Source organism: Streptomyces sp. CB01635 (assembly GCF_002803065.1).
GTDB lineage: Bacteria > Actinomycetota > Actinomycetes > Streptomycetales > Streptomycetaceae > Streptomyces.
The window spans coordinates 46,140-69,183 of the sequence record NZ_NNBL01000024.1 but is presented as its reverse complement, the minus strand read 5'-3'; the positions used below and the strand labels follow the sequence as shown (position 1 = coordinate 69,183).

23 protein-coding genes and 4 pseudogenes are annotated in these 23,044 nt (G+C 69.7%); 17 read left to right on the top strand and 10 right to left on the bottom strand.

The genetic code is table 11. The annotated features are described in order from the left end of the window. The first annotated feature begins 117 nt into the window (after positions 1–117). From CG723_RS49395 to CG723_RS47125, 8 genes and pseudogenes are all read left to right on the top strand, one after another. On the top strand, positions 118–291 hold the full coding sequence (locus CG723_RS49395; RefSeq protein ID WP_442802623.1) for a hypothetical protein: 174 nt from the start codon (positions 118–120) through the stop codon (positions 289–291). Between the two features lie 9 nt (positions 292–300). Next, positions 301–523 (top strand): annotated as a pseudogene (locus CG723_RS49390) (integrase core domain-containing protein); the annotation flags it as partial. A gap of 68 nt (positions 524–591) precedes the next feature. Beyond that, positions 592–1,685, top strand: a pseudogene (locus tag CG723_RS36525) (integrase core domain-containing protein). A gap of 9 nt (positions 1,686–1,694) precedes the next feature. Then, positions 1,695–1,916, top strand: coding sequence for a transposase domain-containing protein (locus tag CG723_RS36520; protein ID WP_442802622.1), 222 nt, complete (start codon positions 1,695–1,697; stop codon positions 1,914–1,916). 99 nt (positions 1,917–2,015) lie between these two features. Next, positions 2,016–3,701, top strand: a complete 1,686-nt coding sequence (locus CG723_RS36515; protein ID WP_100597832.1) for a ribonuclease J — start codon at positions 2,016–2,018, stop codon at positions 3,699–3,701. Between the two features lie 150 nt (positions 3,702–3,851). Next, positions 3,852–4,025 (top strand): hypothetical protein, encoded by a 174-nt coding sequence (locus CG723_RS48180; RefSeq protein WP_234374706.1) that lies wholly within the window; start codon positions 3,852–3,854, stop codon positions 4,023–4,025. A gap of 9 nt (positions 4,026–4,034) precedes the next feature. Further along, positions 4,035–4,670 (top strand): annotated as a pseudogene (locus tag CG723_RS36510) (helix-turn-helix domain-containing protein); the annotation flags it as partial. Positions 4,671–4,731: 61 nt separating this feature from the next. Next, positions 4,732–5,454: an IS3 family transposase gene (locus tag CG723_RS47125; RefSeq protein WP_199842032.1), complete on the top strand. Its 723-nt coding sequence runs from the start codon at positions 4,732–4,734 to the stop codon at positions 5,452–5,454. Here CG723_RS47125 and CG723_RS36500 read toward each other — a convergent pair. Further along, positions 5,417–6,154 carry an SDR family oxidoreductase gene (locus CG723_RS36500; RefSeq protein WP_100597831.1) on the bottom strand — a complete coding sequence of 246 codons (738 nt, stop codon included), beginning with the start codon at positions 6,152–6,154 and terminating at the stop codon, positions 5,417–5,419. The two genes, CG723_RS47125 and CG723_RS36500, sit on opposite strands and share 38 nt — an antisense overlap. A 110-nt stretch (positions 6,155–6,264) precedes the next feature. Here CG723_RS36500 and CG723_RS36495 point away from each other — a divergent pair, with 110 nt between their 5' ends. From CG723_RS36495 to CG723_RS36485, 3 genes are all read left to right on the top strand, one after another. Next, positions 6,265–7,065: a helix-turn-helix transcriptional regulator gene (locus CG723_RS36495; protein ID WP_100597830.1), complete on the top strand. Its 801-nt coding sequence runs from the start codon at positions 6,265–6,267 to the stop codon at positions 7,063–7,065. Positions 7,066–7,132: 67 nt separating this feature from the next. Next, complete coding sequence (locus CG723_RS36490; protein WP_100597829.1) at positions 7,133–7,603, top strand: MarR family winged helix-turn-helix transcriptional regulator; 471 nt, start codon at positions 7,133–7,135, stop codon at positions 7,601–7,603. Continuing rightward, a complete protein-coding gene (locus CG723_RS36485; RefSeq protein ID WP_100597828.1) occupies positions 7,600–10,242 on the top strand; it encodes an FUSC family protein in 2,643 nt (880 codons plus the stop codon). The genes CG723_RS36490 and CG723_RS36485 overlap by 4 nt, the downstream gene beginning before the upstream one ends. Here CG723_RS36485 and CG723_RS36480 read toward each other — a convergent pair. Further along, positions 10,239–10,646 (bottom strand): Ser-Thr-rich GPI-anchored membrane family protein, encoded by a 408-nt coding sequence (locus tag CG723_RS36480; RefSeq protein ID WP_100597827.1) that lies wholly within the window; start codon positions 10,644–10,646, stop codon positions 10,239–10,241. The two genes, CG723_RS36485 and CG723_RS36480, sit on opposite strands and share 4 nt — an antisense overlap. A 227-nt stretch (positions 10,647–10,873) precedes the next feature. Between CG723_RS36480 and CG723_RS36475 the strand changes: the two are divergent. Continuing rightward, positions 10,874–11,094: pseudogene (locus CG723_RS36475) on the top strand (integrase core domain-containing protein); the annotation flags it as partial. 373 nt (positions 11,095–11,467) lie between these two features. Here the strand turns inward: CG723_RS36475 and CG723_RS36470 are convergent. The 6 genes from CG723_RS36470 to CG723_RS36445 all read right to left on the bottom strand — a co-directional run bounded on the left by CG723_RS36470 (position 11,468) and on the right by CG723_RS36445 (position 15,655). Next, positions 11,468–11,698 (bottom strand): DUF6480 family protein, encoded by a 231-nt coding sequence (locus tag CG723_RS36470; protein WP_100597826.1) that lies wholly within the window; start codon positions 11,696–11,698, stop codon positions 11,468–11,470. Between the two features lie 302 nt (positions 11,699–12,000). After that, a complete protein-coding gene (locus CG723_RS48175; RefSeq protein WP_234374705.1) occupies positions 12,001–12,345 on the bottom strand; it encodes a hypothetical protein in 345 nt (114 codons plus the stop codon). A gap of 85 nt (positions 12,346–12,430) precedes the next feature. Next, positions 12,431–12,754, bottom strand: a complete 324-nt coding sequence (locus tag CG723_RS46550) for a hypothetical protein (protein ID WP_159032621.1) — start codon at positions 12,752–12,754, stop codon at positions 12,431–12,433. A gap of 113 nt (positions 12,755–12,867) precedes the next feature. Continuing rightward, positions 12,868–14,082, bottom strand: coding sequence for an enoyl-[acyl-carrier-protein] reductase FabV (gene fabV, locus CG723_RS36460; protein ID WP_100597825.1), 1,215 nt, complete (start codon positions 14,080–14,082; stop codon positions 12,868–12,870). Positions 14,083–14,417: 335 nt separating this feature from the next. Continuing rightward, positions 14,418–14,843, bottom strand: coding sequence for a DUF4267 domain-containing protein (locus CG723_RS36455; RefSeq protein WP_100597824.1), 426 nt, complete (start codon positions 14,841–14,843; stop codon positions 14,418–14,420). Positions 14,844–15,208: 365 nt separating this feature from the next. Continuing rightward, complete coding sequence (locus CG723_RS36445) at positions 15,209–15,655, bottom strand: DUF1772 domain-containing protein (protein WP_100597823.1); 447 nt, start codon at positions 15,653–15,655, stop codon at positions 15,209–15,211. A 90-nt stretch (positions 15,656–15,745) separates the two neighbouring features. Here CG723_RS36445 and CG723_RS36440 point away from each other — a divergent pair, with 90 nt between their 5' ends. The 3 genes from CG723_RS36440 (at position 15,746) to CG723_RS36430 (ending at position 19,251) form a co-directional block, all read left to right on the top strand. Continuing rightward, entirely contained in the window at positions 15,746–16,324 is a 579-nt protein-coding gene (locus CG723_RS36440) for a TetR/AcrR family transcriptional regulator (protein WP_100597822.1), read from the top strand. A 1,095-nt stretch (positions 16,325–17,419) separates the two neighbouring features. Beyond that, positions 17,420–17,959 carry an ArsR/SmtB family transcription factor gene (locus tag CG723_RS36435; protein WP_100597821.1) on the top strand — a complete coding sequence of 180 codons (540 nt, stop codon included), beginning with the start codon at positions 17,420–17,422 and terminating at the stop codon, positions 17,957–17,959. After that, entirely contained in the window at positions 17,956–19,251 is a 1,296-nt protein-coding gene (locus CG723_RS36430; RefSeq protein ID WP_100597820.1) for an MFS transporter, read from the top strand. The genes CG723_RS36435 and CG723_RS36430 overlap by 4 nt, the downstream gene beginning before the upstream one ends. Before the next feature lie 176 nt (positions 19,252–19,427). Here CG723_RS36430 and CG723_RS36425 read toward each other — a convergent pair whose 3' ends face one another. After that, positions 19,428–20,480 (bottom strand): FUSC family protein, encoded by a 1,053-nt coding sequence (locus tag CG723_RS36425; RefSeq protein WP_100597819.1) that lies wholly within the window; start codon positions 20,478–20,480, stop codon positions 19,428–19,430. Positions 20,481–20,797: 317 nt separating this feature from the next. Between CG723_RS36425 and CG723_RS46545 the strand changes: the two genes are divergently transcribed. Next, entirely contained in the window at positions 20,798–20,944 is a 147-nt protein-coding gene (locus CG723_RS46545; RefSeq protein ID WP_159032620.1) for a hypothetical protein, read from the top strand. A gap of 280 nt (positions 20,945–21,224) precedes the next feature. Next, positions 21,225–22,325, top strand: coding sequence for a PP2C family protein-serine/threonine phosphatase (locus CG723_RS36420; protein WP_234374704.1), 1,101 nt, complete (start codon positions 21,225–21,227; stop codon positions 22,323–22,325). Positions 22,326–22,417: 92 nt separating this feature from the next. On the opposite strand, the gene CG723_RS36415 is transcribed toward CG723_RS36420, so the two are convergent. Next, complete coding sequence (locus CG723_RS36415) at positions 22,418–22,861, bottom strand: TrmO family methyltransferase domain-containing protein (protein WP_234374703.1); 444 nt, start codon at positions 22,859–22,861, stop codon at positions 22,418–22,420. Between the last annotated feature and the right edge of the window lie 183 nt (positions 22,862–23,044).

The following is a 23,044-nucleotide window of genomic DNA, read 5'->3' as shown; positions in this document are numbered from 1 at the left end:
GTCGTCGGCGTGAACCGGCGAACCGCTCAGGTGGCTATCGTGTGCCGTTCGGAAACTCATCGCTACTGCTCGGAGGCGGTCTGGTGCGGCACCACTGTCTGCTGGAACCCTGTCCGAGTGATCGCTTCACTGGAGTACCAGGTGGCGCGGAAACGGCCCGCGGTTCCGGCGGTGCTGCTGGGCCGGGACGTGGCGAAGGACGCGGAATTGCTGGTGCCGCGGCACGAGAACGCGGTGCTGCGCAGGCAGCTCACGAAGCCGGTTCGCTACGAGCCGGCGGATCGGCTGTAGTTCGCAGGGCTGTCCTCGCTGATCCCCCGGCGCCAGTGGGCGCAGGTGTTCCCGGTGGCGCCCACGACGGCTGCTGGCGTGACACCGCAGGCTGCTCGCCCTGAGGTGGGACTACAGCAAGCGCCGGAACAGGCCCGGCCGACCTTCGACCGGGCCTGCGGTGAAGGCTCTGGTGCTGCAGCTCGCCAAGGAGAATCCGCGCCGGGGCTGCCGACGGATCCAAGGGGAACTCTGCGCCTGCCGAAAACGTCGTCCATGCAGCTCAGAAGCGTCTTCGACGGTGCGGCAAGATAAGCACTCGTGCTGCTTTCTCTCGCCTATTTAACCGTCACCAACCTGTTCGCCGCGCTGCGGTTGCTGCCGATGAGCGACCGCGACAAGGACGCGGAGATTCTCGCTCTGCGCCACCAGCTCACCGTCCTTGAGCGGCAGCTCGGTACGGACCGGGTGAGACTCGTACCGGAGGACCGGGCGTTGCTTGCCGCTCTGCTAGTGCCGCTACCCCGTCAGGTCCTACGCCGGTTACGGCTACTGGTACGACCCGACACCATGCGCGCTGGCACCGCGATCTGATGAAGCGGCGCCATGCCCGCACGTGCCGGCCGAAGAGGCCGCGCCGACTGCCCACGGTCCGCTCAATTCGCGCGCTGATCCTCCGCCTGGTCCGGGAGAACCCATCGTGGGGCTACCGCAGGGTGCACGGCGAACCCACCACCCTCGGCATCCAAGTCGCCGCCTCCACCGTCTGGGAGATCCTCACGGCCGAGGGCATCGACCCCGCGCCAGACCGGGCCGGCACCACCTGGGCCGACTTCCTTCGCTCACAGGCCGACGCCCTCCTGGCCTGCGACTTCATCAAGACCGTCACCCTGACCGGCAGACGCCAGTACAGCCTCGCGGTCATCGAGCACGCCACCCGCCGCGTCCGAATCCTCGACACCACCGCGCACCCCACCGCGGCCTGGTTGACTCAGGCCGCCCGCAACCTGGCCACGGACCTGACTGACACTAACGCCACCGTCACGTACCTGATCCGGGACCGGGACGCGAAGTACCCAGCCCTCTTCGACGAGACACTGAGCGACGTCGGCATCCGGGTCGTGCTCACCGGCGTCCGGATACCACGCATGAACGCCATCATGGAACGCTGGGTCCAGATTTGCCGCCACGAACTCCTGGACCGCACCCTCATCTGGAACGAGTACCACCTGCGCCACGCGCTCCGCCAGTTCGTGTTGCACTACAACCTCCACCGGCCTCACCAAGCGATGCATCAGGCAGCACCCCTGCGTGCCGTCCCCGAACCGCTCCCCCCTGCACAGATCTCCCACCTCGACGTGCGCCGAAGAGACCGCCTCGGCGGAGTCCTCCACGAATACCTACATGCCGCCTGAACAGCATGGATGGACTCTTCGCCAGGCGCAGAGTTAACGCAGGTCGTCCCGCCAGAGTTGCTAGATGCCGTATTGGAGGAGACCGGGGCACGTGAGCAACGATTGCGGAGCCTCCCCTCTCCCGTCGGGGTGAACTTCGTGCTCGCGCTCAGGCTGTTCGAGCATCTGGGCGCCGGGCTGGTGTGGGGCAAGCTGCGCCTTCACCACTCCCTGTACCATCCGCCGGCGTAATCCGATTGACCCGCGGCAACCGCTGCGGGTGCCCCGCTCCGTCGGGAAGAAGAGATCACACAGGCAGTGGATCACCCCGCCCCCGGGTAACGTCAAGGTATGAGTCATCCGCACCCCGAGCTGAAAGCCGCCCCGCCCCTTCCCGAAGGAGGGCTGCGGGTCATCGCCCTGGGCGGCCTAGGTGAGATCGGCCGCAACATGACCGTCTTCGAGCACGCCGACAAGCTGCTCATCGTCGACTGCGGCGTGCTGTTTCCCGAGGAGACCCAGCCCGGCGTGGACGTAATCCTGCCGGACTTCACCTCGATCCGGGACCGGCTGGACGACATCGTGGCCGTGGTACTCACCCACGGCCACGAGGACCACATCGGCGGCGTGCCGTACCTGCTGCGCGAGCGGTCCGACATTCCCGTCGTCGGCTCCAAGCTGACGCTGGCGTTCCTGGAGGCCAAGCTCAAGGAACACGGCATCCGGCCGCGCACGGTGCGGGTGCAGGAGGGCGACCGGCGCAGCTTCGGGCCCTTCGACTGCGAGTTCGTGGCGGTCAACCACTCCATCCCGGACAGCCTCGCGGTCGCGATCCGCACCGGCGCCGGGATGGTGCTGCACACCGGCGACTTCAAGATGGACCAGTTCCCTCTCGACGACCGCATCACCGATCTGCGCGCCTTCGCCCGCCTCGGCGAGGAGGGCGTGGACCTGTTCCTCACCGACTCCACCAACGCCGAAGTACCCGGCTTCACCACCTCCGAGCGTGAGCTGAACCCGGCGATCGAGCAGGTGATGCGCACCGCGCCGCGCCGGGTCATCGTCTCCAGCTTCGCCAGCCATGTGCACCGCATCCAACAGGTCCTGGACGCCGCCCACCAGCACGGCCGCAAGGTCGCCTTCGTCGGCCGGTCGATGGTCCGCAACATGGGCATCGCCCGTGAACTGGGCTATTTGAAGGTCCCGTCCGGTCTGGTCGTGAGCACGAAGGAGCTGGAGAAGCTCCCGGACCACAAGATCACTCTGGTGTGCACCGGCTCCCAGGGCGAACCGATGGCCGCGCTGTCACGGATGGCCAACCGCGACCACCAGATCCGCATTGGCAAGGGCGACACGGTCCTGCTCGCCAGCTCCCTCATCCCCGGCAACGAGAGCGCCATCTACCGCGTCATCAACGGACTTACCCGGTGGGGCGCCCACGTGGTCCACAAGGGCAACGCCAAGGTCCACGTCTCCGGGCACGCCAGCGCCGGCGAACTCGTCTACTGCTACAACATCGTCAAACCCCGCAATGTCCTGCCCGTGCACGGCGAATGGCGCCACCTGCGGGCCAACGGCGACCTCGCCATCCGTACCGGTGTCAACCCAGACCGGGTCGTCATCGCCGAGGACGGCGTCGTCGTCGACCTCGTCGACGGGCGCGCGTCCATCACCGGCAAGGTCCCCGCCGGCAACGTCTACGTGGACGGCATGGAAGTGGGCGGCGCCACCGAAGCGTCCCTCAAGGACCGCCTCACCCTCGCCGCCGAAGGCGTGGTCACGGTGGTGGCGATCGTCGACGCAGACACCGGCGCCCTCGCCGAGGCCCCCGACTTCCTGGCCCGCGGCTTCGTCCACGACGACACCACCTTCGAGCCGGTCGTGCCCGTCATCGAGAAGACCCTGTCCACCGCGGCTGAGGAAGGCGTCGGGGACGCGCGCCAACTCGAACAGCTCCTCGCCCGCGCTGTGGCGAACTGGGCGTTCCGCACCCACCGCCGCAAGCCCCTCATCATCCCCGTCATCATCGACGCCTGAGCCCCAGCAGCACGGTCCCCGGTTCCGGTCGCGGCCCCGCGAGCATCGAGGTCGGGCACGGAAGTCAGCAGCCTGTGCCGTTCGGAAACTCATCGCTACTGCTCGGAGGTGGTCTGGCGCGGCATCACTGTCTGCTGGAACCCTGGCCGGGTGATCGTTTCACTGGTGTACCAGGTGGCGCGGAAACTGCTCGCGGTTCCGGCGGTGCTGCTACGCGGAGAGGTGGCCAAGGACGCGGAATTGCTGGTGCTGCGGCACGAGAACGCGGTGCTGGGCAGGCAGCTGACGAAGCCGGTTCGCTACGAGCCGGCGGATCGGCTGTAGTTCGCAGGGCTGTCCTCGCTGATCCCCCGGCGCCAGTGGGCGCAGGTGTTCCCGGTGGCGCCCACGACGGCTGCTGGCGTGGCACCGCAGGCTGCTCGCCCTGAGGTGGGACTACAGCAAGCGCCGGAACAGGCCCGGCCGACCTTCGACCGGGCCTGCGGTGAAGGCTCTGGTGCTGCAGCTCGCCAAGGAGAATCCGCGCTGGGGCTGCCGACGGATCCAAGAAGAACTCGTCCGGCTCGGACACCCGGTCGGCTCGACGACGATTGGGAGATCCTCACCGCAGCGGGCATTGATCCAGCTCCACGCCGCAGCGGCCCGACGTGGCGCGAGTTCCTGACCGCGCAGGCCGAAGGCATCATCGCCTGCGACTTCGTCCACATCGACCTGGTCGATCTGCGCCGGGTGCACGCGCTCGTGTTCCGCGAGCACGGTACACGCCGGCTACACATCGCGGGAGTGACTGCCCATCCCACCGGGCCCTGGACGGTGCAACAGGCGAGAAACCTTGCCGTCGAGTTGGGCCAGCGGGCGGACTCGCTGCGTTTCTTACTCCGGGACCGGAACGCGAAGTACACCGAGTCCTTCGACGCGGTTTTCGCCGCCGACGACATCCAGGCTGTGAGGACCGCGCCGCGGGCCCCTCACTCGTACTCCGCCACGAGCTCGCGGTACTGCGACGGCAGGCAAAGCGACCAAGACCGTCGTGGGCGGACCGAGCGGTGATCGCCGCTCTAACCCGGCGACTCCCCACGAGCTGCGCCGGCACCGGATCGTCACCCCGGCCACCCTGCTGTCCTGGCACCGCAAGCTGGTTTCCCGCAAATGGACATACCCCCAACAAGGGCCAGGACGGCCGCCACTGGGCGCCGCGCTCGTGGACCTGATCCAACAACTCGCTCGCGACAATCCCACCTGGGGCTACATTCGCATCCAGGGCGAGCTGCGCCGGTTGGGCCACCGCGTCGGGGCGAGCACGATCCGCCGGATCCTGCATCGGCATCGGATCCCGCCCGCCCCTCAGCGTGCCGACACGTCCTGGCGGACCTTCCTGCGCGCCCACGCCGATACCCTGCTCGCCTGCGACTTCTTCCACGTCGACTGCGCAGTCACCCTCCAACGGCTATACGTGTTCTTCGTGATGGAGGTCGGGGCCCGCTACGTCCACGTCCTCGGCGTCACCGCGCACCCCACCGGGGCTTGGGTGACGCAGCTCGCCCGGAACCTCATGATGACCCTCCAGGACCGGTCCGGCAGCAGCTTGCGCTTTCCGCTCAGGCTGACCGGGGAGCGGGCGGTCGGCAGCGATGCGCCTCCAAAGAGACCTCGTCGGCCCGGAGATACGTCGATCGCCCGAGACCCACGGCACGTCTTCGACAGGGGTGCACCGCTCAGGTCTGCGCGGTCGGCCGGACGACGATCTCGTTGACGTCCACGTCGGCAGGCTGCTCGATCGCGAACGCGATGGCCCGGGCGATCGCCGAGGGCGGGATCGCGACCCGGTCCCGCATCCCGGCGATCTCGGCGCGGACCCGCTCATTCGTCGACGCCTCGGGGAAGTCCGTGTCGATCACCCCGGGCGAGACGGTGCTCACCCGAACCGTGGGACCCGCCTCCTGGCGCAGGCCCTCGCAGATGGCCCGCACCGCGATCTTCGTTCCTGCGTAGACGGCCATCGCCGGTGCGACGCGGAACGCGGCCGTGGACGCCGTCGTGACGAAGTGGCCGCCGCCCTGGGCCCGGAAGACGGGCAGTGCGGCGCCGATGCCGTGCAGGACGCCCTTGATGTTGACGTCGACCATGTGGTCCCACTCGGCGGTGCGCAGATCGTCCAGGGGCGAGATGGTGCCCACCCCGGCATTGCTGATGAGCACGTCGAGCCGGCCGAACCGCTCGCCCGCGAGCCCGACCAGGGCGCGTACGTCGTCGAGGCGGGTCACGTCCGTACGGATCTGCACGGCCTCGCCGCCGGCCTTCTCGATGCGTGCGACCAGTTTCTCCAGCCGCTCCGAGCGGCGCGCTCCGAGGACGAGGCGCGCTCCGCGCTCGGCGAGCAGCAGTGCGGTCGCCTCGCCGATGCCGCTGCTCGCCCCCGTGATGGCCACGACCTTGCCCGTGATGCCTGACATCGCCTTCTCCTCACTTCTCGCCGGTTCTGCTCCGGCTTCTCTGTCAGTGTGGTCCGGCTTTACCCTGGTATCCAGAGCCCATTTATTCTGGAACCAGAGGTGGTAGGACCATGTCCGAGACGGCGGAGCGACGTCGTGAACTCGGTGCGTTCCTGCGCAGCCGCCGGGCGCGGATCACGCCGGTCCAGGCGGGACTGCCGTCGACCGGCCGGCGCCGGACCCCGGGGCTGCGGCGGGAGGAGCTGGCCCTGCTCGCAGGGATGAGCGCCACTTGGTACACGTACCTGGAACAGGGCCGCGAGATCCGCGCCTCCGACCAGGTCCTGGACGCGCTCGCCACGGCCCTGCGGCTCGCACCGCACGAGCGCGAGCACCTGTTCCAGCTCGCCGGGCGCGCGCCGGCGGCCGACATCCCCGACGTGGAGCCGCTCGCCCCGGAGGTCGCCGCCGTCCCGCTGCTGCTCCAGCCGCATCCCGCGTACGTCATCGACGGCACGTACGACGTGCTCAGTCTCAACGGAGCGACGGAAGAGGTGTTCCCGCGCCTGGTCGCCGAGGACGGCCGGCGGCCCAACTTCGTGCGCTGGGTCTTTCTGGAGCCCCTGGCGCGGGAGGTGCTGGTCGACTGGGAGCCCGAGGCGCGGGGCCTGCTCGCCCGGGTGCGCACGCTGGCCGGCGGGCATCCGGGCGATCCCCGCTACGCGCGACTCGTCGACGAACTCCACGAGGGCAGCCCTGAAGTACGGGACTGGTGGCCCCGGTTCGAGGTCGAGGCGCGCCGGGGCGGGCGCAAGCGGCTGCGGAGTCCGGGGCGCGGCGTGGTCACGTACGACTACACCGCGTTCCACGTGGCCGGACAGCCGGAGCGGACGCTGGTGATCTACGCGGAGACGAGTGGATCGCGGGAGTAGGGCCACGCGGTCGCCGGGAGCAGGGACCCGGCTGGATGGTTGCCTGCGGCATGTATATAGTTTCAGTATGCATCTATCCTCGAGGTCGTCCGACGCCGTCGAGGCCCAGCGCATCGAAGGCGCCGCCCGCGGCCTGCTGCGAGGGCTCGGGCAGCTGACCCAAGCCCTTTTCCGGGCCGGGGAGTTCGGGATCACGCGCAGCCAAGCAGCCCTGCTCGACGCGCTCGAACCGGGGCCGCGCCGGGTCACCGAGCTCGCTGCCGCGACAGGCATGGTGCAGCCGCGGGTCACCGTGATGCTGCAGAAGCTCGAAGAGGCCGGACTCGTCGAGCGGCAGCGCTGCGCCGCCGACCGGCGCGCGGTGGAGACGTCCCTGTCGCCCGCCGGGCGCGATCTGCTCGAGGGCGGGCGACGACGCATGGCCGCCGTGCTGCTCGCCGCTCTCGACGGCGGCGTCGAGGACTCAGAGCGTGCGGTAGGTGCCGCACGGGATGCCATCGCCGCACTTGTGAACGCCATGGAATCGGAGACCAGTTGACCACCCCGGACACACTGCCGCACACCTCCACCGCACTCGGAACCGCTGCCGTGGATCTCGCGCCCCACCGGGTCGCCGGACCGCGCAGATGGTGGGACTGGGTGCTCGCGGCCGACCCCGGACTCGGTCAACTCCAGGCGGGCTGGCGGTCGTTGGTCGCGATGGTCACCTCCCTCGCCGTCGGCTACGGGATGGCCCAGGCCCTGTCGATCCCGGTCATGATCGGCATGATGGTCGCCGGGATGATGGGCCTGATGAGCGCTTTCGCGGTCGCTGAGAACAGCTGGGACCGGCTCGCCCGGGCCATTTTGTGGATGCCGTTCCCGTACACGGCCGTGCTGTGGCTCTGCGCGACCCTGAACGGCGAGCGCGTGCCGCAGATGGTGCTGATGATCGCGGCGCTCGCGCTGACGTTCTTCCTCGCCAGGTTCGGGCCGATGGCCCTGCTCACCGGCATGATGCTGTTCAACGGCCTGATGGTCGGCATGCTCGCGGGCATCCCGGCGGCACTCGTCGGCAAGGCGTTCGCCGTCGCTCTGGTCTCCGCCGCGGCCGTTCTCGTGACCCGGCTGCTGCTCTGCTACCCGATGCCCCGCGAGGACTTTCTGCGCACGCAGCGCGCCTTCGTCGTGGAGGCCCGGCGGGTCGCCGACGCCGCCGTCGACGCGCTCGACCCCGACGCCGACCGAAAGCGCGCGGTGCGCCGCACGAACCGCGCCCTGCGCCGCCTCAACATCACCACCGTCACCATCGACGGGCGCCTCGCCCAGCCCGAGGTGGCCGCCGACCCGGCCGCCGCCGAACTGCTGCACCGGCACCTGTTCGACGCCGAACTCGCCCTGCGCGGCATCGGCCAGGCCGCCGCCGACCTGACCCGGCTGCCCGTCCCCGAGCCGCTGCGCGAGGCCCTCGCCGTCGGCCTGGTGCTGGCCCGCGACACCCCCCTCGGCCAGGCGGAGGGACTCCGTCCGGCCGCGGCCCACATCCAGGATCGCGCCGAGACGATCCTGCGCGACGCGGCCGCCCCGGCCGACCACGTCGAGGCCGCCGTCCTCGCCCGCCGCGTCGGGCACCTCCTCGACTCGCTCGCCGCGTCCCTGGACAGCTGGCTCACCCTCGGCCACACCACGGCGACCGGCCCGGGCGACGTCCCGTTCCAGCCGACCGTCGTCCTGGAGAACAACCGGCTGCCCGGCTCGGCGGGCCCCGCGCGCCGCGTCCTCGCCGCGGGCTCGGAGTCCGGCTGGCGCCGCGTGATCCCGTTCGTCCGCGTCCCCGCGCACGCCGCCGTGGCCGCCGCCATCGTCTGCCCGATCTCCGACGCCATCGACCCGGCCCGCTTCTACTGGGGCCTGGTCGGCGTCATGATCACGCTGTTCGGGACCAACACCACGCATGAACGCCTGCGCAAGTTCGGGCACCGCATGGTGGGCACGGCCGTCGGCGCGGTCCTCGGCCTCGTCATCCTGCACCTCATCGGTCGCGACCACGTGTACGCGACGCTCGTCGTCATCGTCGCCGGACTCACCCTCGGCGCCTGGGGCATGCAACGCGCCTACGCCTGCTGGGTGGTCGGCCTGGTCGTCGCCCTCGTCCAGCTGTACGCCCTGTCCACGCCCGACAACGGCATGAACCATCTGCTGGGGGAGCGAATCCTCGACAACGGCCTCGGCGTCCTCGTCGCCACCGCCTGCGCCGCGCTGATCTTCCCGCTGTCCCGTGGCACCGTCGTCAAGGAGGCCGAACGCGGCTACGTCGACGCGCTCGCCCAGGTCGTCATGCAGGTCGAACAGCGCTGGTCCAGGCCGGACGAGCCTGTACGGCTGCGTGGCGCGGCCCGCGCGGTGGACGCCGCGCTGAGCCAGGTGCAGAGCGTCGTACGGCCGCTGGTGCGGATGCCGGTCGGCGTGCGCGGGCCCGCCGCCGACCACCGGGTCGCGCTCCTCGCCACGGCGACGGGCCACGCCCGCGCACTGGCCGTGGCCGCCGACATCGACGTCGACCTGTCGCCGCGCCTGGCGGAACGGGCCCGCCTGATCACCGCCACCCTGACCGCGTCCCTCAGGGAACTCGACCAGTTCTTCGCGAGCGGCGAGGCGGAGGGCGCCGGCGCCTGGCGGCGGGTGGGCCCGCTCATCCGCGAGCTGGAGGCGGAGCTCGCCCCGGCCCCGCAGGGACCGCGCGCCCGCAGCCTGGGGACCGCACTGCGCGAACTCGACGCTCTCGACGAGACCCTCGCCGCCTACGCCGAACAGGCCGGCCTCCCGGTCGCCGCAGAGGGTCGCACCGCGCAGACCCCCGCCTCGCCCATGCAGCGGCGCACCCGCGCCCTGATGGCGGCCTGGAACGAACCGCAGCAGCACCGCGCCGCCGCGCCCACCGGGACGGCCCGCGTCGAAGGCCGCGTGCACTGCGCCGCGCACCCCGAAGGCTGCCCCGCCTGGGTGACGATGATCAGCTCCCGCGGCAAGAGGCTCGCCAAGTCGCAGGTGACAGTCGGCAGTTACGCCATGGAAGCCCTCCCGCCGGGCACGCACACGCTGGTGATCTCCGCCTCCCGGCACACACCGCGCGCCGAACTGGTCACCGTGGACGGGCCGTCGGGGACGGTACTGCACGACGTCGAGCTGCGGTCCTAGAACGCGGCAGGAGCCGCAGGGCCTGCCGCGCCCTGCGGCTCCTGCCCCACGGAGAAGGACGCGCTGTAGCCCTGCTCGCCGCCGTCGCGGGCGACGATCTCGATCGTGTAGCCCGCGCCCTCGGGCACGTCCGGCAGGACCGTGGCCGTCTCGCCCGACGGGGCGTCGGTGAGCTTCGCGGCGAACTGGACCACGCGGTCCGCCTCGCCCCGGACGAGCCACATGCCCACCTCCTGCCCGGTGCTGTTGTCCCAGCCCACGAACAGGCTGCCGCCCGCCGGGGGCACGGAGTCCGCGGCCGGCGCGGTCACGGTGACGGCCGCGTCGGGCTCGGCCGCGGCGACGGGGCCGGGGGCGAACAGCAGCGAGGCGGTGGCCAGGGTCAGGAATCCGGTACGGCGCATGTGACGACCTCGTTCCGATAGGGAGTCCGATCAGTTGAATCGACAGGGAGCCGACATGGTCGGCCCTCCCACCCACGCAAGATCACGTAAGGGATCCACGGGCAGCGCCACCCCATGGGGTATCACTCTGTCCCCGAAGCGGACGACCTGACAGGACAGGGCGACCGACGGCGCGCATGCTCGCGCGCACCACGACGCGGAGACCACCGGTGCCCAGTTGCGTCACCACACGCGCCTACCACCCCCAGACCAACGGCAAAGTCGAACGCTTCAACCGCACCCTGCTCAAGGAATGGGCCTATATCAGGCCCTACACCAGCAACCCTCAACGCAGCAGCGCAGCCCTGGCAGACTTCCTCCACCACTACAACCACCACCGCGGACACACCGCACTCGGCGGCCAGCCACCCATCACCGGGCCAACAACGCTTCAGGTCAATACAGCTAGAGCCCGTCCCCGAAGGTTGACGGCCCAGAGACAGCCCAGCAAGGAACAGCAGGCGTCCTGCCCGCACCAAAATGCTGGCAGGACGCCTGTTGCTGCCGCGAGACTGCAAGTTTTCCGGGAACTGTCGTGGGCTCTCACCGTCGTCCACTCCGCGCAGCGAGTGCCTCCCGCATGTCGACTTCAGGGCGGCGCGGTGCGAGTCCTCCCATGCCTTCCTCAGGGTTCGTGACACTCCACGGGATACGACTAGGACCCGGGCAGCCGGCTTGTACTCGTGCCCGGCTTTGTGAGGGACGCCGGGTGTCCGCTCGCGCGTCTGACCGGGTAGCCGTCCAGCTTTCTCCCACCCTCCTGGCGCCCGCGCTTCCCACAATCAGAGCAGCAGCACGAGCGCGTACGCGAGGAAGAAGGCCGCGACCAGCACCACGAGGACGAGGATCACCGTCAGAGGCGCCCTCGCCCATCCCCTGAACGGGTTGTAAGTCTCCTGAGGACCCGCCCCCGACATGCTGCCCTCGGCCGGCGGCGCCTCCCCCGGCTGCACGCTCCCGCCGGGTTCCAGTCCTGTGGTCCTCTGCGGATCCGGATTCGCCGAAGTAGTCATATAGTGCGAGTTCCCCGATCGCCACAGGATTCGCCTACCACCACAGAACATGCGGCGCGCGTGGGGATTGAGGTGCGTTGCCGAGGAGCCACCGACGGCTCTGGCTTCCTTCCCAATCCGCTGATCAATGTCGGTCCCACCGGAAGGCGGTCCATCCAGCACGGGCTCCGAGGCTTGTCTTCTCCATTGGAAAGCCCCTGAGCGTTCTCGTTGGCCGGCCTGAGCACTTCAGGTGTCGCAAGTTGCGCCCGCGAGCAGGTGGATAGAAGGCAGGTGCTCGACACCGGCCTGGCGTGCCAGATCTAGGCATGTCTACCGAGGTCAGCAGCATGGTTGAGTGTCGGCCGGGTGCCCGCCTGTGGGGTCCTGACGATGAGGACTCGATATGGCACGCCGCCATCGATCTGTGGTTGCTGCGAAGCCCCCCGGGCGGGGGTGGTGAACACCTCGTCCCCGTCGAGCAGCACGCGTGTGCTGGAGACACGGCCCTCACCGGGCCACCACAGCTCGATCGCGGTCACCACGTCCCCGTCCTCCTCGGCCATCGCGTCGTCCTCGGAACGGCGCAGGACGCCGGCCTCGCCCCACTCCCGCGGCGCCGCGGCGACCGCCTCCTCCAGCGTCGTGCCGAGCCGCAGCGCGGCCACGCCGTGCGGCGGGTCGAGTACCAGGTCCTTCGGTCGCTGCGCACCTCATGCTCGGGCAGAGCGCGGCTACTCGTCGTCGAGCTGGTCAGGGCCGGCGAGGACGAGCTGTGTCGCTTCGGGGTCGTAGTCGGCCCTGGCGATGATCCGGTACAGGCCCGCGTCGGGCAGGCTGACGCACGCACTGAGGCGGGTCGTCGCCGACGACGTAGAACGAGAAGTCCTCGCTGCTCCAGGTCCCGTCGACGGCGGCGATGCTGCATCCGACGTCGTCCGGTACCGCCACCTTGGCATCCAGATGTTCGAGGGCTACGCCGGCACCAGCGACTCCGGCTTCCGCGCAGAAGTTGAAGCCGAGCATGCCCTGGCGCGCGGCGAACACCTCCTCGCCCTGCCAACGCATTATCAGCATGACCTGCGCGGACCGGGCTCCGGCGAAGCCGCGTACTCGCGCTACCGCGCGCCCTGTCGATATGGGCGAGGCCGTCGAGCAGTGCCTTCCCACTATCGCCTTCCGGACGGGTATCAGGGGGTGTGGTCGGGCCAGGGGACATCCGTGGCGACCGGCGCCGCGTAGTCGATTCCGGGCACGGAGAATCCGTAGAGACGTCGGAGTTCAGCGCGGAACCAGTCGAGGTCGGCCAGGTCGGCGATGTTCGCTGTGGTGGCGGTCTCCCAACGTTCGGCCACGGCCGCCTGGACGTCGTCGGTGAGTTCGAACGCGTCCAGACGAACACGGCCCTCGTCGTCCAGCGCGAGCGGGACAACCCCGGTGAGCTCGTCCCACAGAGCGGCGAGTTGGCGGATCGGCGGGACGAGGCCCGCTCCGAGAACGCCGCGCAGCAGGCCGGTGTACAGGGCGATGCCGGGGATCGCGGTGGAGGACTGGGTAACGGCGGCGCCGTTGACGGAGGTCACGGCCCGCCCGCCCACCATCTTGTCGAGCCGGTCGTTCAGGGTGCGGGCGGTGGCCTCCAGATGGGCCTTGGCCGCGCCGATGGTGCCCTGTCGGTAGATTGCAGCCGTCAGTGGCGAGCCGATATAGGACAGCGCGGCGGTGGCAAACTTGCCGGCAAGCAGTCCCCGCCCGGCGAGGTGGTCGATCCAGCGCTCCCAGTCCGCGCCGCCCATCACGGCGACGGTCTGATCCACGTCGTCACCCTCGGCCGGCCCGGTCTCCACCTCACGGACCTCAGGAACACCCTCCTCGTCGAAGACGAGGGTCTTGGTCCGGTTCGCCTGGCCAATCGGCTTGAGGACCGAAGCGTAGGTGGTGGCGGTGTCGGGATCGGTGCGCCGGGGCGCGGCCACCGAGTAGATCAAGTAGTCCAGCCGACCGCCGAATCGCTGCTCGATGAGGTCGGCGACCTGGTCCTTCATTTGGTCGGAGAACGCGTCGCCGTTGAGGAAGATCAGGTCCCGCCCGGCGGTGCGGGCGATGTCGGCGGTGGCGGCGGTGCGGTACCAGCCAGCCGTCGCGGTGCGCCGCACAGTGGGGGCCTTCTCGAAGGACACCGCGATACCGCGGATACCGGCCCGCTTGAGTCCGGCGAGCGTGGCCGCGAGGCCGTATCCGGCGGAGGACCCGATTACCAGCGCGACCGGCCCGTCGCCCTCCGGTACGCCGACAGGGGCGGGGCATACCTGCCACATGTCGGCCACCACCTGCCTGCACCCCGCCGGGTGGGAGTCGAGAAAGAGGAAACCCCGATTGCGGGGAGTCAGAACGCGCTCGTTCACGATGGCAGTCCTTGGGTCGGCCTCTGGACAGGGACGCCGCGGCCAGCCTGGCCACCGCGCCCTGAAAGTCTGCGCCAGCACGAACTTCAGCAGAGGCCCTGCCAGCAACAATGATCACGAGCCAGTCTTGGAGTGTTTCCCCACTTCCAGCCGGGCAAGAAGCGACCGCCACCTGCTCGGCATTGGGGTGCAACGCTTCAGGCGGACTCCGCCTGATCCACATCTGGCCACACGATCCGCCCGGCGGACTGCATTCCCGGCCGCCGCTGACACGCGAATACCGGCGCGCGCTGAGGAGGCCCGGCCGGAGTCCGGGCCACCTTGAACCGATGGGATCAGGCGGGCTGCGGGGCGAGCGTCGCCGGAGCGGCCTCGACCTTGCGGGTCTCGCGCATCATCAGCAGGCCGTTGACCACCATCAGAGTCGCGGTCAGGCCGTGGACGCCGAGCGCGGTGGCCACGGAGCCGTGGTGGGCCAGCACGTTGGTCATGTCGCCGTACGCGGCGAGGGCTTCCACCAGCAGCGCCCAGCCCAGCGCACGGCGGTGGCCCGTCACCAGCAGGATGCCCAGGACCAGGGCCAAGACGACGTCGCGGATTCCCTTGATGATCAGGAAGCCGTCACCGTCGCCGGACGGCCAGCTCGGCAGGCCGTAGCCCGGCGCCGTCGTCTCCGGGCTCAGGATGAACTCGGTCCCGAACCAGAGGATGAAGAGGATGAAGGCGGCGGCCAGGACGGTGTTGATCTTCTTCAGCGACATTGTTCTTCTCCATGCGAGTCTTGGTGAGCTTGGTGGAGCCTGGTGAGTCGTATGGGGCCTGGTCAGACGGCGCGGACGCGGCTGATGTGGCGGGCGTAGCGGGGCGACCGACGGCGTGCCAGATGTCGCGTACCGGCGCGGGGAGGGCGGACGGGAGCGTGCGCGCTCGGCCGGGTTCGCGTCCTCCAGGACGAGGCCGAAGAGGGTGAGCAGGGCGTGCCGGCCACCAGGTGGTCGCCCAGGGAGGCCCATCCCTCTTCGGTGATGTGCTCGGCCGCAAACGGAAGGAGGGTGGGTATCGGTGTCCTGGGGATGCCCGCGGAGTTCGAGGGTGTTGGCGTCCGGGTCCTGGTGAGCCCGCGGGCTCAGGTGAGGGCGGTGACCAGCAGGGCGAAGGCGGCGATGATGACCGCGACGCGGACGTAGTGGAAGCGGTCCCAGCGGTTCATCTGCTCCTTCCAGTCCTCAGGCCGGTTGTCAGGGGTCCACGTCTTGCCCCGGTTGTTGATCGGGACGAGCAGCAGGATCGACATGACCACGCTCAGGATCAGCAGCGCGCCGGCGGTGACGACGAGGCCTGTGCCGTGGTGGTGCCATCCGGCGACGGCCCAGACCGCGACGAGGACGAGCGATCCGATATACCAGAACGGCATCACGGCGCCGAGCATCCGGCCCCCGTGGGCGCGGCCGAGTTGGCCACTGTCCTCCGGGAGTGCGTTGAAGATCCGGTTCATGACGAAGGCGACGGAGAACTCCACCCCCACCATCACCCCGACGACCACGGTGGTGACGATCTCAAGTGCGTTGAGCATGACTACCCCTCTGGGATCTAGCATCGCTAGGTGATGAGGCAACGCTAGCTCTTCTGCCGCTCGCTTGTCTAGCGGTGCTAGGATCGAATCATGTCGGTAAAAGAACGCAAGGAGCGCGAACGGGCGAGCCGGGAGCGCCTCATCGTGGCCACCGCCCGCGAACTCGCCGAGCAGCAGGGCTGGGACGCAGTCACCACCCGCCAGCTCGCCGAGCGCATCGAATACAGCCAGCCCGTCCTCTACAGCCACTTTCGCGGCAAACGGGAGATCATCGGCGCCGTCGCCCTGGAGGGCGCCGCCGAGATGGCCGCGGCGGTGCGGGCCGCGACCGCCGCCGCACACGGCCCGCGCGAGCGGGTGTACGCCCTCGCGCGCGCCTACCTCGACTTCGCCGCACGCAACCCGGCGGTCTACGACGCCATCTTCCAGCTCGACGGCGGTCTCCCGTACGCACGGGAAGACACCCCGGAACCTCTCAAGGACGCCTTCGCCGCGCTGCTGGAGAGCCTGGGCGAGGTCGCCGGGGACGGCGTCCACCCAGGGCTGTTCACCGAGATGTTCTGGGCGTCCCTGCACGGGCTGGCGACCCTGACCCGGTCGGGACGGCTGCCACCGGAGGACACCGAGCCGAGGGTGGAGCTGCTGGTGGACCGGCTCGCCATGGTCTGACACACCATCCCTGCGGGCACGCACCCGAGGCCCTCGGGCCCCGCCGCTGCCTGCCTGCGGCATCGCTTCCGATCGCACGCGCCCACACGGCGCAGCCACAGATCGACGGGCCCCGCACCCCAAACAGTCGCCCGCCCCGGAAGCTGCGATGCTCATTGATCACGGCCCGATACGCACCCTAACGCCGCGTCTTTCGCCGGTGCCCTCGTCGCCCTCGTCGAGGTGGACGGTCGCCGGGTCACGCAGTGGGCGTAGGCCCTCGACCGTACAGACAAGACAAAGCTCAAGACAAAGCTCACCGCACCCCACAAACGCGTTCGATCCCTGGCTCCCACGTCCCTTACCAGACACGGCAGTTGTGCCTAAACAACCCTGGCTCTGCAGCGTGTCGCACCAGGGCTGCGCGACGTCCGCATCATCTGTGGCGGGTAGGCCTGGATCGGGCGCGGCACGTCGTGGAGCAGATCGAGCAGGAGGCCGCGCCGCTCGGTGTACGGGCGTCCGCGGGCGTCGCCGGTTCGGGGTGGGCCAGGAGGTCCCACACGGCGTATGAGGCGGGGAGCACAGCGGCGAGCTCGCGGGCGCGGGCCGGGCCGGAGGCCGCACGGGACTGCGCGGCCGCGAAGTCGCCCCCCCGTTGCAGATCACCGCCTCCCCGTCGAGGACCGTGCCGAGGCGTAGCGAGTTCATGCCGGCCACGGCCAGATCCATCCACGCCGAGGTGACCGTCGCCCAGACCGGGCCTGCAGCCGGACGGTCTTGGCGTCGCGCCACAGGACGGTGCGGTGCCCGTCGAACTTGATCTCATACCACCAGCCCTTGCCTCGGGGCAGCGTCGGTACTGCCTCGGCGCGGGCGACACTGCGACGGGGCACTCCACAGGACCGGTGCGCGGCGGCCGAGCCGGAGATGCGCGCTGGCCCACGCTGCGCGGAGGGGGCCGGTGGTGCGCCCTGTGTCCGGCCGGTGCCGAGTTCCCCCGATCGGCAGCGGGTGGGGGACTTTGACAGAAGGTCTCGCGCGCCGGACAGCGGATTCTGGAGGTTCATGCGAATCGCCTTGCGCAATGGTCAAGAATCGTTGACCATTACTCGCATGCCTACCGATGATCTTCCCGAGACGTTTCACGTCACCACGGACGAGCAGCTGCGCGCCGTCTCCAATCTCACGCGCCACCGGATCATGGCCGTGCTCCGCTTCGAGCCGGCGACGATTACGCAGATCGCCGAGCGGGTGGGCCTTGCGAAGGGGAGTTCCAGCTATCACGTACGGCTGCTGGAGCGGGCCGGCCTGGTGAAGGTGGTGCGGACGCGGAAGGTCCGGGGCGTCACCGAGCGGTACTACGCGATGGCCGCGCGGGCGATCGCGCTGCCGGATCCGGGCGAGGGAGGGCCGGATGTGCTGATGCGCCATGCGGTGGCGGACCTGGAGGCGTCGCCGGCGGGCGGCGAGCGGCACGTGCGGATGGCGCATCTGCGACTCACCGAGGAGCAGTTCGCACAGCTGGGGGCGCGGCTGCAGGCACTGGCGGACGAGTACCGGGAGCTGTCCGATCCGTCGCTGCCGGACGCGTCACTCGTCTTCGCACTGTTCCACCCGGCATCGCGCGAGCAGGCCGAGGGGGACGCCAAGTGACCTCAGGCAGTCGGAAGTTGCCGACCGGGTTCGGACGGCTGTGGACCGCGCAGACGATCTCCTCGCTCGGTGACGGGGTAACGCATGCCGCGCTGCCGCTGATCGCGTTGACGTTGACGCGGGATCCGATGGCGCTCGCCGTCGTCACGGCCGCAGGGACGCTGCCGTGGCTGCTCTTCGGGGTGCTCGGCGGTGCGCTGGTGGATCGCTGGGACCGTCGGCGCACGATGTGGGCCGCGGACGCGGCGCGTGCGGTGCTGCTCGCGATACCCGCGGCGGCGGCCGCGCTCGACGTGCTGAGCATTCCGCTACTCGCGGCCGTCGCCTTCCTGCTCGGCCTCGGCGGACTCTTCTTCGACACGGCCGCCACGGCCTTCCTGCCGGACCTGCTCCGCCGCGACCCCGCACTCCTGGAGAGCGCCAACTCCCGCCTGCGCGGCGCCCAGACCGCCATGTCCGGCTTCGCGGGGCCGCCTGCGGGCAGTGCGCTGCTCGCGCTCGGGCGGGCGGTTCCGCTGCTCACCGACGCGGTGTCGTTCCTGCTCTCCGCACTGCTCGTACGTACGCTGCCCGCCATGCCCCGCCCTGTGCCGGAGGTCCGCGAGTCGCTGCTTCGGCAGGCGCGGGCCGGGGCCTCGTACGTCTTCCGGGACCGGTTGCTGCTCGGGCTCGCGCTCCGCCCGGCGGTCGGGAATGTCGCCTTCCTCGCTGTGGAGACCGTCCTCGCCCTCTTCGCGCACGACCGCCTCGGCATCGACACCTACGGCTTCGGCCTGCTCCTCACGGCGGAGGCCACCGGCGGTCTGCTCGGTGCAGGCATCGCCTCCTACCTTGGCCGACGACTCGGCACCGGCACCGCGCTGACCTGCACGGCCGCCGTCGAAGGGCTTGCCGTCCTGGGCCTGGCCGCTGCCCCGAACCCGTACGTGGCCGGGCTGGCGCTCGCCGTCTGCGGGGCCGGCATGGGCGCCACGATGGTGCTCGCACCCTCCCTCCGGCAGGCGATCGTCCCCGCCCACCTGATGGGCCGGGTCGCCTCCACCTCCCGCATGCTGGCCATGTGCGCCGCCCCCGTCGGGGCGTTCCTCGGTGGCTGGCTGGCCACCACGTACGACATCCGCACCCCGCTCTACGCCGCCGCAGGCCTCCTCCTGGCGATGACGGCCGTCACGGCATCCATGACCAGCAACCGCCGGGTCGAAGCGGCGCTGCGTGCCGCCGCCCCGGCCGGCGGCCTGGATCACCCGGCATCCCAGGATCCCGCCCAGGAGAGTGCACCCGACTTGCTTTGACATCCTCCCGTACGGCAGCAGATCGAGCGGCACGCCCAGGCGTCGCAGTTCGTCGTCCATCAGGCTGAAGAAGGTGGAGGGTTTGGGCCGCCCCCGTTCTCAGGGTCGCCCTCCGGACCACCGGTACGGAAGTCCACCAGATGGCCAGTGGAGATCTTCGCGCTGCGCCCTCGGATTCAGAACCTGTCGACGTGGTCCAGATCGGCCAGGAGGCGCTCCACGTCGGTCATGAGGGATCCGTAGACATGCCAGGCACCCGGCTTGACCAACGCGCCCCGGCCGATGAGGTCGGTCATGGTCTCGTGCCACGCCCGAGCACCGTCGATCGCTTCGCGCAGTCCCTCGCGGGCTTCCGCCGGGCGGGCCGCGCTCTCGGCCTCGGCCTCGACGAACGCCTCGACCGCCTGCCCCGCCAACTCGAGCATCTCGGCGTACCGATCGAGGAACTGCTGTCCCAGGTGGTGGTCGGCGTGGTCGTCGTACACGTTGTCGGCCAGCGTTCGAGCGATTCCGCGCACCTGGAGTGACACTCCGTGCAATGTGTTGAGCATGTCACCGTAAGTCACAGGCCGGTGTCGCGGACGCACCACCCAGCAGGTATTCCAGCGCAGGCTCTCCTGCCCCTGCTGCACATGCTCGCGCGCATCCGCGACCCGCCGCCCCAGTCCCCTGCCGTCCCGCACCCAGCCATGCGCGCGGGCGGCATGCTGCCGCTCCCGCAGCCCGTGGCCCATATCGCGCAGCAATGCCCCCATGACCCGGGCAAGGTCTCGAACCGCGTCATCGGATTCCTCCAGATGCATCGGCGGCAGCACCAGCGCGTTCACCGCAACACCCACCACCGCGCCGCTCAGCGCCGCCACTGCCGTGAAGACGACGTTCCCGACCGGCACTGCGGCCGCAGTGGTGAGCGTGAGAACCGCCGTCGATGCAACCTGGAGCCGCTCGTCGGAGGCTCGACGCCCGGCCGCGACCAGGGCGATCCCCACGATGCCCGCGATGCTTCCGGCGGTGGATCCCAGCAACCACACGGTGCCAAGAGCCAACAGCACGCCCATCGCCCGGATGGCAACGCTCCGAACGGCCTGCGTCACAGAGCGGTACACCGTCGCGGCATTGACCATGAGCAACGCGGTGGCCACAGCCACATACGACGACTCTCCCGGGATCCAGAGAGTGGCGGCCTCCCAGGCAAGCAACGCCGCGATCAGATTCTTGGTGCCGTGCACCAGGACATGCCGTCCCCAGCCCGGACGGGCCGCCCCAACGATTCGCGACAGCAGAAGCCGCGGGCCCAGCAATGACGGCACCCGGCCGTGCCGGGGAGCGATGGTTGAAGATTGCACAATTTAGAGAGTCGCATATTTTGCCCGGTTTGAGTGAGTGGCGTCCCCCACAGCGCTCCCTGATCCAGCCAACCAGGCAAACACGTCGCCCTCACGGCACCGAAGCGGCTACCTCAGCGCAAAGATCCCTCTGCCGTCCATCTGTGCGGCGCGGTCGGTACAACGAAAGGTTCAGGGCCGATCTACAGGAAGCGGGGCCAATGACGGACCACGAACAGCAGCGCAGGCGGGGGCAGTTCCCCCAGCGAGGCAAGGGAGCGCAAGATATCTGGGGCCATGAGATCGCCTCCCCCAACGGGCCGCTGGCGGGCGCGGTGCTTGATGTGCCGGAGCACGACGACGGCTGAGTCAGGCACGTGCAGCTCGTGACGGCCGACCAGCGAGCGACATCACCAAAGCCCGCGGCCGCCATCGAGGAGGCGTGGACCTGCTGCCTGGGTCGGTGGTGGTCGACTCCGGCGCCAGCGGTGCGGAGCTCTAGGTCTACCAGCGGCCCTCCGCCCGCCTCGCACCACCGGCTCCGGCCGATGAGTGTCGGCTCCCGGCGCGGACAACAGGCCTCAGCTGGCTGATAAAGCCACGCGTGCCGGGGCGGTGGGGCGGGTGGTGTGGTTCTACAGTGCGCAGGTGTCCTTGGAATCCTCTTCGCCGAGTGGGCGGCTGTCCGTGTGGAGCCGCGGGTGGGTGTGGTGGCTGCCGTTCGCGGCGGTGGGCCTGGACTTGATCTCGGAGGCCGCCCTGGGCGGGCGGGAGCCGGTCAGTTTCCTGCTCACGGGCGTTCCCCCGCTGGCCGCCGCGACGCGCGGGCCCAGGGGCACCGCCGTCTCGGTGGTGGTGAGTCTAGGACTGCAGATGCTGATGGCGTGGCGACGTCCGGGCCACTTCGACGAGCAGCACCATGTCGCGCTGTATGTGGCGACGTTCCTCATCGGCGTGGTCAGCGTCCTGCTCTCTGTGCAGCGGGAGCGCGCGCAGAGTCATCTGATCCGGGCGAATTCGGTGGCGGAGGCCTTGCAGCGGACCCTGCTGCGGCCCGTACCGCCCCGGATCGGGCATGTGCGCGCCGCCGCCTTCTACACAGCCGGGGAGGGAGGCACGCTGGTCGGTGGTGATCTCTACGACGTATGTGAGACGCCGTTCGGAGTACGGGCGATCATCGGCGACGTGCGGGGCAAGGGACTGGACGCGGTGCAGGCGGTTGCCGCGGTCCTGGGGGGTTTCCGGGTGTCCGCGCACGAATGGAAAGATCTCCCCCTCCTGGCCGACCGGCTGGAGCTCAGCATCGACCGCAACGTGACACGCAGAACGGTCGGCGACCCCGAGCTGTTCGTGACCGCACTGGTCCTGGAACTCGAGCAGGACACCGTACGCATCATGGACCGCGGCCACCCGCCCCCGATCGCCGTCGGCCCCCACGGAGCCCGCATCCTGGCGACAGCCCCCGCACTCCCCCTCGGACTCAAGGAGCTCTCTCCCGTCCCAGGGCTGACGACCTTGCACAGGCTGCCGCCCGGCGAAGTCCTCGTCCTCTACACGGACGGCATCAGCGAGGCCCGCAATTCCGACGGCGACTTCTACCCCGTCCTGGAAAGGCTCACCGAACACTTCCGCGGCACACAGAGGACGGATCCGGAGGCGGTCGTGGCGTTCCTGGAGACCGACACCAGAAACTGGTCGGCCACCTCCGAGGCAGACGACCAGGCCGTACTCGCCATGGCCCTCATCTGAAACGGCCAGGCCGCACATCGCACTCCCTCTCACGGCCATCGCCGTCTTCTTCTGACCGCCACACCGGTTTCCTGTTCCGTGGCAAGGCGCTGTCAGGAGTTGTCCGTCCAGTGGTCGGCCAGCATCTCGCCAGGCCAGGCCAGTTCGTGGACCGTCCCGCGTGGCCCCATCTCGGTGAAGTGTGGCGACAGGTCGTGAATCTTCGTGCCCACCACCGCATCCAGATCGGCCACCCTCAAGCAGAGTCCATCGACCTTGAGTAGTCGGGGAGAGCTCTGTGCCAGTTGGTTGGGACGTCGGTGGTTGCGGTGGGCGAACGTGCCCGTAGCCGGCCACTGGGTGTTCCCGCGCGGGCTTCGGACGTAGTACTCGACATCGCCGGGCGAAGCCTGGTCGAAGTGCCACACGCCAACCAGGTGCGAGAACTCCGCACGGCCCGGTACAGCGTCGCGGGGGAACTCGGCCTCATCGAGTTGAATCACCGACTCGACGCCACCCCAGTAGTCATCAGCGATCTCAGCGCGGCCTTCGACCACTTCCCCGATCGGGCTTGATCTCCAAAGCCGTGCCCCAGCTCTTCGAACCAGCCTCAACGACACTTGCGATCAATCTACTTGGGCCAGGCGCGCGGCCGCTCGGGCGTCGAGCACACCGACGGGGATGCCGCGCGTACGGCAGGGCGACAGGAGTTGCCGCAAGTCTGCTTCGTCCACGAGAAC